Origin of the sequence: Paenibacillus sp. FSL K6-1558, from assembly GCF_038002565.1 — a bacterium.
GTDB lineage: Bacteria > Bacillota > Bacilli > Paenibacillales > Paenibacillaceae > Paenibacillus > Paenibacillus polysaccharolyticus.
The window spans coordinates 603,114-615,758 of sequence record NZ_JBBOCV010000001.1 but is presented as its reverse complement, the minus strand read 5'-3'; the positions used below and the strand labels follow the sequence as shown (position 1 = coordinate 615,758).

At 44.2% G+C, this 12,645-nt stretch carries 10 protein-coding genes; 5 read left to right on the top strand and 5 right to left on the bottom strand.

What is annotated here, in order from left to right; all coding sequences use genetic code 11:
- Positions 1-16 precede the first annotated feature (16 nt).
- Together gucD and MHI38_RS02455 are read right to left on the bottom strand one after the other, a co-directional pair.
- Positions 17-1,483 carry an alpha-ketoglutaric semialdehyde dehydrogenase GucD gene (gucD, locus tag MHI38_RS02460; RefSeq protein ID WP_154888844.1) on the bottom strand — a complete coding sequence of 489 codons (1,467 nt, stop codon included), beginning with the start codon at positions 1,481-1,483 and terminating at the stop codon, positions 17-19.
- A 56-nt stretch (positions 1,484-1,539) separates the two neighbouring features.
- Entirely contained in the window at positions 1,540-2,418 is an 879-nt protein-coding gene (locus MHI38_RS02455; RefSeq protein ID WP_341180901.1) for a fumarylacetoacetate hydrolase family protein, read from the bottom strand.
- Positions 2,419-2,770: 352 nt separating this feature from the next.
- On the opposite strand from MHI38_RS02455, the gene MHI38_RS02450 reads away from it, so the two are divergent.
- Positions 2,771-3,685 (top strand): helix-turn-helix domain-containing protein, encoded by a 915-nt coding sequence (locus MHI38_RS02450; protein ID WP_154888848.1) that lies wholly within the window; start codon positions 2,771-2,773, stop codon positions 3,683-3,685.
- A gap of 124 nt (positions 3,686-3,809) precedes the next feature.
- Here MHI38_RS02450 and MHI38_RS02445 read toward each other — a convergent pair whose 3' ends face one another.
- Positions 3,810-5,231: a family 43 glycosylhydrolase gene (locus MHI38_RS02445; protein ID WP_154888850.1), complete on the bottom strand. Its 1,422-nt coding sequence runs from the start codon at positions 5,229-5,231 to the stop codon at positions 3,810-3,812.
- 138 nt (positions 5,232-5,369) lie between these two features.
- Between MHI38_RS02445 and MHI38_RS02440 the strand changes: the two genes are divergently transcribed.
- From MHI38_RS02440 to MHI38_RS02430, 3 genes are all read left to right on the top strand, one after another.
- Positions 5,370-6,128 (top strand): AraC family transcriptional regulator, encoded by a 759-nt coding sequence (locus MHI38_RS02440; RefSeq protein ID WP_154888853.1) that lies wholly within the window; start codon positions 5,370-5,372, stop codon positions 6,126-6,128.
- A gap of 238 nt (positions 6,129-6,366) precedes the next feature.
- Positions 6,367-6,888 carry a DinB family protein gene (locus tag MHI38_RS02435; protein WP_154888862.1) on the top strand — a complete coding sequence of 174 codons (522 nt, stop codon included), beginning with the start codon at positions 6,367-6,369 and terminating at the stop codon, positions 6,886-6,888.
- An 8-nt stretch (positions 6,889-6,896) separates the two neighbouring features.
- A complete protein-coding gene (locus tag MHI38_RS02430; RefSeq protein ID WP_261769260.1) occupies positions 6,897-7,670 on the top strand; it encodes an AAA family ATPase in 774 nt (257 codons plus the stop codon).
- Positions 7,671-7,864: 194 nt separating this feature from the next.
- On the opposite strand, the gene uidA is transcribed toward MHI38_RS02430, so the two are convergent.
- Together uidA and MHI38_RS02420 are read right to left on the bottom strand one after the other, a co-directional pair.
- Positions 7,865-9,652, bottom strand: coding sequence for a beta-glucuronidase (gene uidA / locus MHI38_RS02425; RefSeq protein ID WP_154888864.1), 1,788 nt, complete (start codon positions 9,650-9,652; stop codon positions 7,865-7,867).
- 81 nt (positions 9,653-9,733) lie between these two features.
- Positions 9,734-11,086: a glycoside-pentoside-hexuronide (GPH):cation symporter gene (locus MHI38_RS02420; protein ID WP_154888867.1), complete on the bottom strand. Its 1,353-nt coding sequence runs from the start codon at positions 11,084-11,086 to the stop codon at positions 9,734-9,736.
- 310 nt (positions 11,087-11,396) lie between these two features.
- Here MHI38_RS02420 and MHI38_RS02415 point away from each other — a divergent pair, with 310 nt between their 5' ends.
- Positions 11,397-12,599: an AraC family transcriptional regulator gene (locus tag MHI38_RS02415; protein ID WP_341180900.1), complete on the top strand. Its 1,203-nt coding sequence runs from the start codon at positions 11,397-11,399 to the stop codon at positions 12,597-12,599.
- The last annotated feature ends 46 nt before the right edge of the window (positions 12,600-12,645 follow it).

Sequence of the window (12,645 nt, the reverse complement as noted above, 5' to 3'; positions counted from 1 at the left end):
TATCTCTCCCCGCAGTTTAAGATTTCACGAAGACGGTTTTGATTGCGGTGAAAAATTCAATAGCGGCCTGACCTTGCTCTCTGGAATGGGAACTGGACATCTTCATCCCGCCAAATGGAGCCTGTAGCTCGACACCCGCTGTTTCCGCATTAATTCTTACAAGTCCAGCGTCCATATCACGAATAAACGAAAGCATCGATCCAACGTTTTGTGTATAGATTGAAGCACTTAATCCATAGTCGCTATCATTGGCTAGCTCTATAGCTTCTTCAATGGAATCTACAGGCATTAAGGCCAGCACTGGGCCAAATATTTCTTCTCTAGCGATCGACATATGGGATTTGACACCTTCAAATACCGTCGGCTGTACATAGAATCCTTCTGCAAGCTCAGGACTGTCCGGTCTGTTCCCTCCGGCCAATAGTATTGCACCCTCATCCTGTCCTTTTTGAATGTAACTCAGGACTGTATTAAGCTGTCCTTCACTTGCGCATGGACCCATCCAGCTCTCGCCAGACATACCATCGCCCAAACGAATTTCCTCAACTTTTGCCAGAAGCTTTTCCTTGAAAGCATCATAGACTTTTCGTTCAATGATTACGCGGCTGGTCGCCGTGCATTTCTGACCCGTTGATTTCAGGCCACCGCTAATCGTTCCTTCCACAGCCAAATCCAGGTCAGCATCAGCTGCAATGATGACCGGGTTTTTGCCACCCATTTCAAGCTGATATTTGGCCCCCCGAGAAAGTACAGCAGCACCGACCCGTTTACCCACTTCATTGGAGCCCGTAAACGTAATCCCGTTCACATCTGGATGTTCAGCCATTGCAGAACCGATTACCGAGCCTTTACCACACACCAGGTTGAGAACGCCAGCCGGAAGGCCTGCTTCTTCAAAACATTCCAACACTTTGGCTGCCGTAACCGCTGTCTCCTGTGCAGGTTTCAAAACAACCGTATTGCCGTAGATCAACGCAGGTGCAGCTTTCCAGATCGGGATAGCTACCGGGAAGTTCCACGGTGCAATTACACCAACAACACCAAGCGGTACACGCGTTGTAAACATTAAAGCTTCGCTATCTGTGGACGGAATGACATCACCCGTTTTACGCATGCCTTCACCTGCGTAATATCTCAAGATCGCGACGCCGCGCATTGTTTCTCCTTTGGCTTCAGGGAACGTTTTCCCCATTTCTCTCGTCATCGCTTCTGCGACTTCATTCGCTCTGCGTTCCAGTACATTTGCCGCTTGAAAAAGAAAATTACCTCGTTCAGCACCAGTTAACTTCCGCCAAGACTTTGCCGCTGCTTTTGCTGCTGCCACCGCTTGATTTAGATCTTCCACGCCAGAGGCAGGTACATGCCCCACCACTTCATTTCGATTGGCCGGGTTGATGCTAGTGTCTGTTTTTCCACTGGCAGCTTTCACCCATTCTCCATTAATAAAATTGCTATAGGTCTGCTCTAACTGAAAAGTGCTCATTGTTTTCATCCTCTCTAATCAGTCATTAGAATTTAGTATTTAGAATTGTCGGATTGTCACGAGTTCGAAATAACGGGATTAATTAGCGTTCCGATGCTGCTGATTGAAATCTCGATACGGTCTCCTGGCTCAAGTGTAAAATCATTTGGCGGTACAATATTAGTACCGGTCAGAAGTACTGTACCGTCGAACAAGTCATTGTCTCTTGCCAAAAACGACACCAGTTCATCCAGCTTACGGTTTAATTCACTCGTGCTAGCATCACTTTTTACAATGACTTCTCCATTGCGATAGATCTCGCAAATAATGCTCAGGTCATAGGGGTTCTGCACCGTTTCCGCTAGCCGGATCGCTGGCCCGATAGAACAAGAATTGCGCCATATTTTGGCCTGCGGCAGATACAGTGGGTTCTCCCCTTCGATATCCCGGCAGCTCATGTCATTGCCTGCGATGTATCCTACAATGCTGCCATCAGCGGCAAGCACAAGCCCAAGCTCGGGCTCTGGAATCTGCCATGTGGAATCACTGCGGAGCGTGACCGCTTCATTGGGTCCAATGGTACGAGCAGCTGTGGATTTGAAAAAAATTTCCGGACGTTCTGCATCATAAACTTTATCGTAAAAGGTAGTCGCATCCAGCTTGCCATCCGTTGCTTCATAATTACGAGCTTCCCGGCTTCGCTGATACGTTACACCTGCTGCCCATACTTCGGGTGCTTCAATGGGGTTGACAATATGCAGGGTTGTCCAATCGTCGGTCAGTTTGTTTACAGGTTTAAAAGCGCTTTCAACAAGTTGGGCTGTTGAAATGCCCTGTTCTCTCGCTTGGTAGATTAAGGTCATGAAATCGGTCTGTGGCAAACGATAGGCTTGTTCATCATCCGTCACGGCTGCCAGCCACTTCTGTTCTCCATCCAGAAATCGAATAATTCGCATATAAACGTGCCTCCTGTGCCCCTATTGGGTTGATAATTCTAGATTAGCATTCACCATGTCTCATGACGATGTTCTAATCACTCCGACCATTTACCCTTTTCACGCATCAACTTTCTGTTAAGATAAGGATATCAGTTTCACAAGGAGCTGATTTACACAGACACTCCGATGACAGAATAACCTTCCAATCGCTGTTATCCCCAGATTTTTTTAATTCCCCTTGTAAGGTGAAAATCCGGTGATAAAGGCGACCGCTTCGCTTTTTCAGGTTTTTTCTGTCCTCTCCGTTTTTGTGTAAAGGATTAGTTCAACCACAACCAATCTAAAAATTGTACAAGGGGGTTGAATTGCTGTGGCGAAGCATTCAGAAGGGATGTATTTAGGCCGTTTGCCTGATGTTCGTCTATCGTTCCAATTAATGGGGTTGCATGCCAGAAAAGCAGATTCGAACTGGACATATCCATCCCATGAACATTCGATGTATGAAATTCATTGGATGATGGAGGGTCAGATGAGCATGGTGATCAATGGAAAACTGAATCAGCAGTCCAAAGGAGATCTTTTGTTCATTCGTCCGGGAATCACCCATGCTTGCACAGGGGCAGGGCCAGAAGGGTTTACCTATTTTTCAGTTCATTTCAGTGTGCACGATACTTCTTTTTGCCGGGAACTCAACCGCAGCAAAGACACCTACTATCCAGCAACATCGAATCTGGCCATGGCGATGTCCCCGATCCTCTCTACGTTGTATGATCTGTCCACAGAGCATTTGTCTGAATCCTTATCCTCCTCGAAACAAATGAAGGTGCATGCCGCTGTATTTGAGCTTCTTGGCTCGCTAGTTGGACAGTTATCGGAAAACGCATCCGTTACTGTATCCAGAAAAGAGGCGATTGCCCATAAGATCGCTGAGTATATCGAGGACTCGGTAAGATATATCCATCTACATAGTGAGATTCAAGAAACGGATAGAACCTGGATTCAGGATATTGCAAAATCGCTCAACTTGAGCACGTCACAGGTCAATCGAATTTTCCGAGAAGTGTACGGTCAGGCGCCGCGCAAGTATTTATCCGAAACGTTACTGAACGAAGCACAGCGGCTATTAAAACAAACGGATCTGAATATTGATCATATTGCCATGATGCTCGGATACAAAACGAATGCACATTTTAGCCGCCAGTTCAAACGGTGGACAGGCATTGCGCCAAGTGAATTTCGCGTGCATGCCCAGCAGGATGTGATGAGTCTTACGCAAGATAAATAATGCGCAAAGATGGAGAAGAACGTACTGTTTAAATGAAACGCGATTCCATGTGAAAAAGAAAAAAGCAGCTCAAGGATGAGTGCCCTCACCACTGACTGCTTGGAACTTTTGAAGACAAATGAAGTTAATTCAGTTCAAATGAAGCCAGGCTCGCGCTGCCCATCCCCTGGTATGTAAAATACAAGGCCTGTTTACCGTCCGGAATGTCAATCGCGGCTGAATACGGCTTCCATACGTTGGTGAAGTGTACCGGGATGGTTCCCAGGACGGGGCCGTCCCAAGCGGTTTTTACCTCAAAGCTACCATTACAGTATCCACGCACCTTAATCGTGACTTGTTGAATGTCTTTACAATCGAAGTATTTAAAACCAGCTGTCGCAGATTCCGTCATATTGGCAATATATCCGCTTTCTTCGTCACCATCTCGGCCATCTTGGGTAATTTTCGGAAAGCGACTGTCGAGCCAAGCACCTGCACCAAATCCACCCGTATACAATTGATCTTCTTGGGTAAAAAGGTTGCACGCAAGATAGGCGGGGTACTCGCCTCTACCTTCCAAAGGTTCCCCATTCGAACCACAAGAGGTCATTTCAACTTGAGGGATGAAGCCATCCTTTTCAAACGTAAGCTTTTCAATACATCCCTGCCGGTTAAATGCATCTCCATTCGTATGTCTGTGGTAAAAAATGTACCATTCTGCGCCGATCTCTACGATACTTCCATGATTGTTCCCTCCATAATACATGGGCTTTCCAGCCGGCTTGTATGAATCGATGTGAAGATCGCAGTTGCTCACAATTACACCTTGATATTCAAAGCCTTGAGTTGGAGACGTACTGGTTGCGTAACATAATTCATGCATGACGACCGAGGAGTATACGAGGTAGTAGAGGTCTCCCCTTTTGCGAATCGAAGGAGCTTCAAAAAATTCATGTCCTTCATACCCGCTTCCATCACTATATGGCTGACTTGGGGCTATAAATACCGGTTCCTCTACAATCGTTAGCATATCGGGGCCAAGCACCGTCGCCATTGCTCCATGTCTGGAACGGTCACCGGGTGCACTGAAGCCCGTGTAGAGATAAGTGAGCTCTCCTTCTGTCAGCACACCTGGATCGAACTGCGGCTCATCCCCTTCTCGTTCCCCGAGCCGAGTGCCGTCTGTATATTGAACATAACCATAGAATTCATATTTACCCGCAGGTGAATCGCATACCGCTACAGAAACAACCGGCACTTTATCAAGTACATAATATAGATAATAGCGACCATCCGGTCCGATAGTTACATCGGGGGCATAAAGGCACATATGACCGTCGGGGTTCAGCGGATCATCTGTTTTTTGATAAATAACTCCCTCATTGCGCCAGTTACCAAGGTCATCTACAGGAGCAGACCAGCATACATAATCGTTCAGACAAAACGCATGTCCGTGAAACCGATCATGTGACCCGTAGACGTATACTCTGTCGTTAAACACATAAGGCTCGCCGTCAGGCACGTACTCCCATGATGGGAGATAAGGGTTTAAACCTTGTTTTTTCATTGGAAAATGCACCCCTTGTTTAGATTTGTCAAGATAACTTTCGTATAATTAGGAGACACCGAGCATGTTCATGTTTCAATGGCGTTTCGATGTACACGTAGACGAGATTCACAATACGCATGGTAAAGGTGAAATACGATGAATACGATTTATTACGTTGAATATGATGCTGAGCATCACAGTCCATTTGTGTTTGATATACCTGAAGGTCATGATTGCTGGCTGTTGGTCATTACGCAGACTCCGGCACTGTTCTGGGTTAAAGGTCAACTGGAAGAATTCCCGCCCTATTGTGCTGTTCTGTATCCGCCCTATTCGAAAATATACTATCGCGCTTGCTCAGACCAATATGTGAACGATTGGATACGTTTTGCAAGTGACGAGCTCTATGTAACCGAAACCTCTCTCCCTCTGGGCGAGCCTTTTGCATTGGATGATCCAGAATATTGTCATAAGCTGTTTCAATTACTTTTCGCAGAGCATTCTCTCCAGAAAGGCTACAAGGAATCATCCATCGATTATTTGCTTCGCACATTGTTTAACAAACTGCTTGAATCTTATGTACAAAAAAATATTGGCCCGCAGCATTATCCTCTGATGAAACTTCGGACAGCTATTCACAACCATCCAAGTCATCCATGGACTGTGGCTACAATGGCCAAAACCATGAATATCAGCCCGGGATACTTGCAACTCATTTACAAGAAATCATTCGGTTTATCCTGCATAGATGATGTCATCCATAGCCGAATTCGCTTAGCTAAAGAGTACCTTAGACACCATCCCTATACGGTTGCAGAGATTGCGGACAGATGCGGGTACCGTAATGTCGAACATTTCTGTCGGCAATTCAAACAAATAACAGGTGTATCGCCTAAGCGATTCAAACATCAGTGAGTCTTAATGAGCATCTGCACCTCTGAAACAGACTTGTTTGTTTCTCCACGTTTCTTAGTGAATTGGTAGCGTTATCTTATAATTTAGGATAAGGTTTCTAACACATTCATTCAATGATTTATCCTGACCGATTATTGATCAATCCTCATATGAGATCAGTTGTTGTAGTTTTCTTCGGTTCTACCTTGGATTAATGGTAAAATAAACAAAAAATGATGCCCACTAAAGGAGAGTTAATATGAACGAAAGACCGAGTCAAGAAGAATACGCTGCTTTCTACGAAGGATACATCCACCTTGTTCCTGAAGGAAATGTCATTGAGTTATTACAAAAGCAAGCGGAACGTGTGGAGAGCGCAATTCGCGCATTATCAGAGGAACAAGCCAATTACCGCTATGATGAAGGGAAATGGAGCGTTAAAGAGGTATTTGGTCACCTTATTGATAATGAGCGAATTATGAGCAGCCGTTTGTTACGCATCGCCAGAGGAGACAAGACCTCTCTTCCAGGATATGATCAGGACACACTTATGGAAGGTCACCCTTTTGAAGCATATAGCGTGGTTGATCTGGCTGAAGAATATGCAGCGGTACGGTATTCCACCATTGTACTGCTCCGCCGCTTGAGTCCAGAAGCTTGGATGCGTATGGGGCAGGTCAATGATAACACGGCATCTACTCGTTCCATTGCTTATGTGATTACTGGACACGAGCTACATCATTTGTCAGTCCTTCGCGATCGTTATGATGTACAGATATAAGAGGTGAAGTGAAATTGAAAGGATCTCCAGCCTATTTGAGGCAAATACAGCTTAAACGGAATCAAATTGCTACTTATGATGAGTATCCGTTTGACTTACCCGTTATTCGTAACCTTCATACGATGGATTTTCATCCCAAAGTTACGTACATTGTTGGTGAAAACGGGATGGGCAAGTCTACGTTAATGGAGTCGATTGCCGTGTCATGGGGATTCAATCCCGAAGGCGGCACGATGAACTTTACGTTTTCTACCCGAGCCACACATTCGAACTTGTATGAGTATATTCAATTAATCAAAGGTGCGCGGCGTCCGAAGGATGGTTTCTTTTTCAGGGCCGAGAGTTATTATAATCTGGCTACAACCATTGATGAGTTGGATCGTGAGCCTTCCTACGGTGCTCCCATCAAGAATTCATATGGCGGTAAATCGTTACATGAGCAATCCCATGGAGAGTCGTTTTTTTCCACGTTTGTTCATCGGTTTGGCGGTCATGGTCTTTATATTCTGGACGAGCCTGAGGCGGCATTATCGCCGCTTCGCCAGATGGCCATGCTTGCCCGAATTCATGAGTTGGTACAGCAAAATTCACAATTCATTATTGCTACCCACTCTCCTATTCTGATGGCGTATCCCAATGCGCAGATATATAACCTGACACCGGAAGGCGTCGAGGTACAGACCTTGGAGGAAACCGATCATTTCTTGATCATGAAGGAATTTTTGAATAACAAAGATAAGATGATTCAGCAGTTGTTTGAAGGAGCGGACACAGAGGAATAAGGACACCAACTACCGATTCTGATGCTGCCCCCTGACCTGCTCCAACAACCTGTGTTATCACTGCTACTAAATAAAAAAGAGCCAGCTAACCATATTGATTAGCTGGCTTACCTATTGATCACTAGAATGACTTGATCACTAAAATTACTTCTTGATCACTCGGATTGCTTCACGTACATATTCCCGCTTCGTTCTTAGCCCTTATAATGAAAATCAGGGATACTCGTCCACCGTCTTTTCAGTTCATGTGCGATAGCTTTCGGTTTGCGATCCCGTGTGAAAATGCCTTTTTTATTGCCTTGCACACGGATAATTCCCTGACTGGTGGCAAAATCAGCAAAGTTCCATACTTGTTCACCGACAAATTGCTCAAATTCATCGAATACTTCATGGTTGGCTTTGTAAAATTCCACTTGGTATTCCTCCGTAAACATGACAGGTTCAACATCGTGCAATCCGGCAACCGTGTCTGCACCGTATTCGGTCATCATGAACGGTTTGTTCGGGCATCGCTTTAGCCAGCCATTGAATTCGGCACGAAGCTTTTCCTTGGCAGCATGCAAATCCCCACCATCCACATACCAGCCGTAATATCGGTTGAAAGTGAGTATATCCAACAGCTCCGCAATCTGATCCTTCTCAGGTGAGGATTCCATTTGAGTAACAATAGTCACCGGACGTTTCTGTGGATCTAACTCTCTCGTTAGATCAATCAGCGGTTTAAAATATTCATAGGCTCCCTTTTCTTCAGAGGCAGGCTCGTTAGCGATATTCCACATGACCACACAGGGGTGATTTTTGTCCCGCTCAATGAGTTCCCGAATGACATCCTGATGATGTTCGAACGTATCAAGTTCATCCCATGTGTTCTTCAGCACGCCCCCGCGATGCACAACCAGCATGTTCAGATGCATGCCAACTGCGGCCACCTCATCAATCACAACAAATCCTTCCCGATCAGCCAGTCGCATCACTTCTTCCGAATATGGATAGTGTGCAGTTCGGAAGGAGTTGGCTCCCGACCATTTCATGAGATTAAAATCAAGCACATTGGCGGCCTCATTAAATCCCCTGCCATGAATAGTCGTATCCTCATGTTTGCCATACCCTTTGAAGTAAAAGGGTTTATCATTAATCAGGAACTTGCCTTCTTTCACTTCTACACTTCTCACCCCGAATGGCTGTTCATATACATCTATGGTTTCCCCTTCGGTTTGCAGTTCTACGCGCAACGTGTATAAGTAGGCATTCAGCGGCTCCCAGAGTCTAACATCTGATATAATCATTGTGCCCGATTCGCCTTCGGATGCTGCAACCAAAAAGCCGGATTCATCGATAATTTCAGCTTTAACCGACGCAGAGCCAACCACATCAATGGAATAATGAACCTGTCCATCCAATTGGGTTACGATCGTGACGTCCTTAACATAGGTCGTTGGTGTTGTGTATATCTTTACAGGGCGATGCAGACCGGCATAGTTGAAAAAATCAAAGTTCGGCAGATTGTGCACCGTTGTTTGCCCATCTGAATGTTGTTTCTCAACAATGGAGCCAACGGGTAGTGTTGTTTCATCCACAATATTATTTACAGCGACGGTCAGGCGGTTCTTCCCTGTGTGCAGGTAACGGTTTATTTCAGCTTCAAAAGGTAAAAATCCGCCTTTGTGCTGGGTAACAAATTCCCCGTTCACATACACTTTGGCCATATGAGTAACGGAGCCAAAGCGCAAAACAACTCTCTCTTCATTCATCACACTCGGTAGCGTGATCTCCCGCTCGTACCAGACCCAGCCTACATGGTCCCGAATTTTGGCGCTTACTCCGATGTCGTTATATGAAGCTGGGACAGCCATGCGCATCGGATCTTGGAGTTTTGCCTTTTGCCAATTTTCCTGAAATCCCTCTCCGGCATCCAATTTGAAATTCCAGATTCCATTCAGATCGATTAGATTACGTGTCTCGGTCAAAATAGGGTATAACATATGAACACTCCTTCATTCTCTATAAAATAGGTGCTTCCTCTACCTCCTGCCTTATGCACGTTGTGAAACAGGTCTCGGGTATCAGTTCATTCGTTTTGCCTTGATATCGCTTACAAGTTGTGCTGTACGTTTTTTGTTTAATGGATACAGGAAAGCAATGCAGATAAATACGAGAAATAGGCCCATAGCTGGAACAAGTGTTGCCAAGAAATAAATGCCTTCAAGTGTACGTGTTGTTTGCACATGCAGTGTAGCATTATAGCCAACAGCCGCCATAGCTACCCCGCCAATACCACCTGCAACGGCCTGCCCGACTTTACGCGAAAAGGAATAGATGGAATATATCGTCGCATCCTCTCGGAGTCCTGTAACATGTTCGTGATAGTCAACCAAATCTGTGATAAACGCCCAGCTGATTAGATTGAACAGAGCGTATCCTAACAAGCCAATGAACAGAATCGCCATGTATTGAATAGCGGAAAGATTCGGAATGAAATAGAGAAGCAAGTAAACGAGCGTTGAGAGTAAAAAGCCAGCAGCGGCAACTTCTTTTTTCCCGAACTTTGCTACGAGTGGTTTGATTAACGGCATTCCGATAAATATAGGCGCAGCTTGCACCAGACTGAACACACTAAGTAATTGCGCGTTACCGAAATAGTCTTTGAACAAATACGTATTAACCGTGCCAAGCAACATTAAATTAATTAAGAAAATGAGCGATCCGATCAGGAAGACGATAAGCGGTCTATTTCTCAAAAGGCCATATAGTGTTTTTCTCAAATTGGTATTTGGCTTCTCATTCATATCCGGGATAACACGTTCGATCGATAATTTATAACACGCCATATAAGAAGCAATGGACAATATTCCAAAAATAACAGCTCCCAGGAAAAAACGGCTTGCATTCGCTTCGTTATTAACAAACAACAGCAACGGGCCCACCACGCCTACAAATAATTGCGCCAATGTTGCTCCAAGCGATCTCCATGTAGACAGCACGGTTCGTTCTACTGGGTCAGCAGTAATGACTGAAGCCATGGAACCGTAAGGAATGTTAACGGTGCTGTAGAGCGTTCCCCACAGAATGTAAGTAACATAAGCGTAAGCGAGATAAAATCCATCGGACATTCCGGGAATGTAAACAAACATGAGTACCCCGGAGATCACAAGCGGAAATGACATGCGATAAATCCATGGTTTGAATTTACCGTGTTTGCTTGCTTTACGCGTATCAACAAAACGCCCCCACGAGACATCCGCTATGGCATCCCACAAACGAGCTAACAGGAATAATCCTCCGACCGCTGCCGGGTTAATATGAAATACATCCGTGTAATAGACCATCAAAAATGATCCAACTAGCGCGAAAAAGAAATCGTTTCCAAAATCACCAAACAAATAACCGAATTTATCCTTATATCCGAAAGGACGCATAAAAATCCACCTCTTTATTCAAAATTTGGAATAACTATTGTCGAATTTTATTACAAGATGAATCTGATCATTTGATAACGCTCTCAATTCAGGGTATAGGTCATGTGTTATATTGGCTGAGTAGCTGATCCCCCTTAAATCCGTGCTTGAAATCGATTTCATGACAAATTATAATCGGTCTTGTGAGGTTTCATATGGTAAGTTTCACATGTAAATAGGAATATTCACATGTGTTTTTCAGTTCTTAGATTGAAACGGAGGCTTGGTGATGCCTAACTTTTGTGATGAAAACCTTGAATATATATGTAATATGACACATCATTTATACAATGTACCCGTCTACTATTTTGATAATGAATACACGCTAGTCTATCAGGTCACCCCTGTGGATTTCCGGTGTAACCCCTTATTCCCCTCTGACTACAAGATCATGACAGACCTGTTTTCCAGCATGCCAATCGAGCAACTCCCTGTCCTTCGTGAAACAATGTATTTGGAGAAATTTTTCGCCATACGTATTCATGCGGATCATCAGTGGAAAGGAATCATCATTGTAGGCCCGATTATTAATTTTAAAATGACAGAGGAAATTATTCGTGTGACTCTAAGTGATTTGTTAGCCAAAGCGGATCATCATGAAATGAAGAAATATTACGACGGAGTCCCTGTGATGAGTACGTTTAAATTAATTAATCTTAGTATGGCGATGTATTTCATGCTCTATCAGGAAAAGCTAACGCTGGACGAAATCTTGATGAAAAATGAGGATGAGCGTTGGAGAAAAACGCTGGAAATCGAGCAACCGTATAAGCAAATCATAGACGACCGTCAAAATAATCTCGTTCACACGGAAATCGATAAAGAGAAAAAAGTATTTGATTTCATTCGCTTGGGCAGAACCGATAAGGTGCTGGAATCCTTTCATACCATTCACAAACAAGGCAAAAAGAGTGTGTTGTCCAAGACGAGTTATTTGCGTAGTCAAAAGAATCTGGCGATCTCACTGATCACGCTTGCGACAAGATCAGCGGTAGAAGGTGGTGTTTTTCAAGAGATTGCTTATAATCTTAGTGATTTTTATATCCTTAAAATTGAGGACTTAACCGACAGCCAAGCGGTTGAGGATTTAATGGAGGTTGCTCTGCTTGATTTTGCGGAACGTGTGAAGCGTAGTAAAAAACACAAATACTCGAAACCGATTAACATATGTCAAAACTATATCTTTAACCATTTAAATGAGCGGATTACGATCTCACAACTGGCTGAAATCACTTCGTTGAATCCGAATTATTTGTCCAATCTGTTCAAAAAAGAAGTCGGCATCTCCATTTCGCAGTTTATTTTGAAAACGAAAATTGAAGAGGCGCAAAATCTGTTGACGTATTCTCACTATACGTTAGCGGAGATTTCTACGCTTTTAAACTTTTACGATCAGAGTTACTTTGCGAAAGTGTTCAAAACGTATACGGGATGTACACCCAAACAATTTAAAGATCAAAGAACAAACGGTTAAATTAATTGGATCAAAAACAACAAAAAACCGCTGTAAAAGCGGCTTT

Bases quoted from the DNA above. Each gene is read 5' to 3' on its own strand.
- gucD (WP_154888844.1), bottom strand. From the start codon at position 1,483: ATGAGCACTTTTCAGTTAGAGCAGACCTATAGCAATTTTATTAATGGA.
- MHI38_RS02455 (WP_341180901.1), bottom strand. From the start codon at position 2,418: ATGCGAATTATTCGATTTCTGGATGGAGAACAGAAGTGGCTGGCAGCC.
- MHI38_RS02445 (WP_154888850.1), bottom strand. From the start codon at position 5,231: ATGAAAAAACAAGGTTTAAACCCTTATCTCCCATCATGGGAGTACGTG.
- MHI38_RS02440 (WP_154888853.1), top strand. From the start codon at position 5,370: ATGAATACGATTTATTACGTTGAATATGATGCTGAGCATCACAGTCCA.
- MHI38_RS02435 (WP_154888862.1), top strand. From the start codon at position 6,367: ATGAACGAAAGACCGAGTCAAGAAGAATACGCTGCTTTCTACGAAGGA.
- uidA (WP_154888864.1), bottom strand. From the start codon at position 9,652: ATGTTATACCCTATTTTGACCGAGACACGTAATCTAATCGATCTGAAT.
- MHI38_RS02420 (WP_154888867.1), bottom strand. From the start codon at position 11,086: ATGCGTCCTTTCGGATATAAGGATAAATTCGGTTATTTGTTTGGTGAT.
- MHI38_RS02415 (WP_341180900.1), top strand. From the start codon at position 11,397: ATGACACATCATTTATACAATGTACCCGTCTACTATTTTGATAATGAA.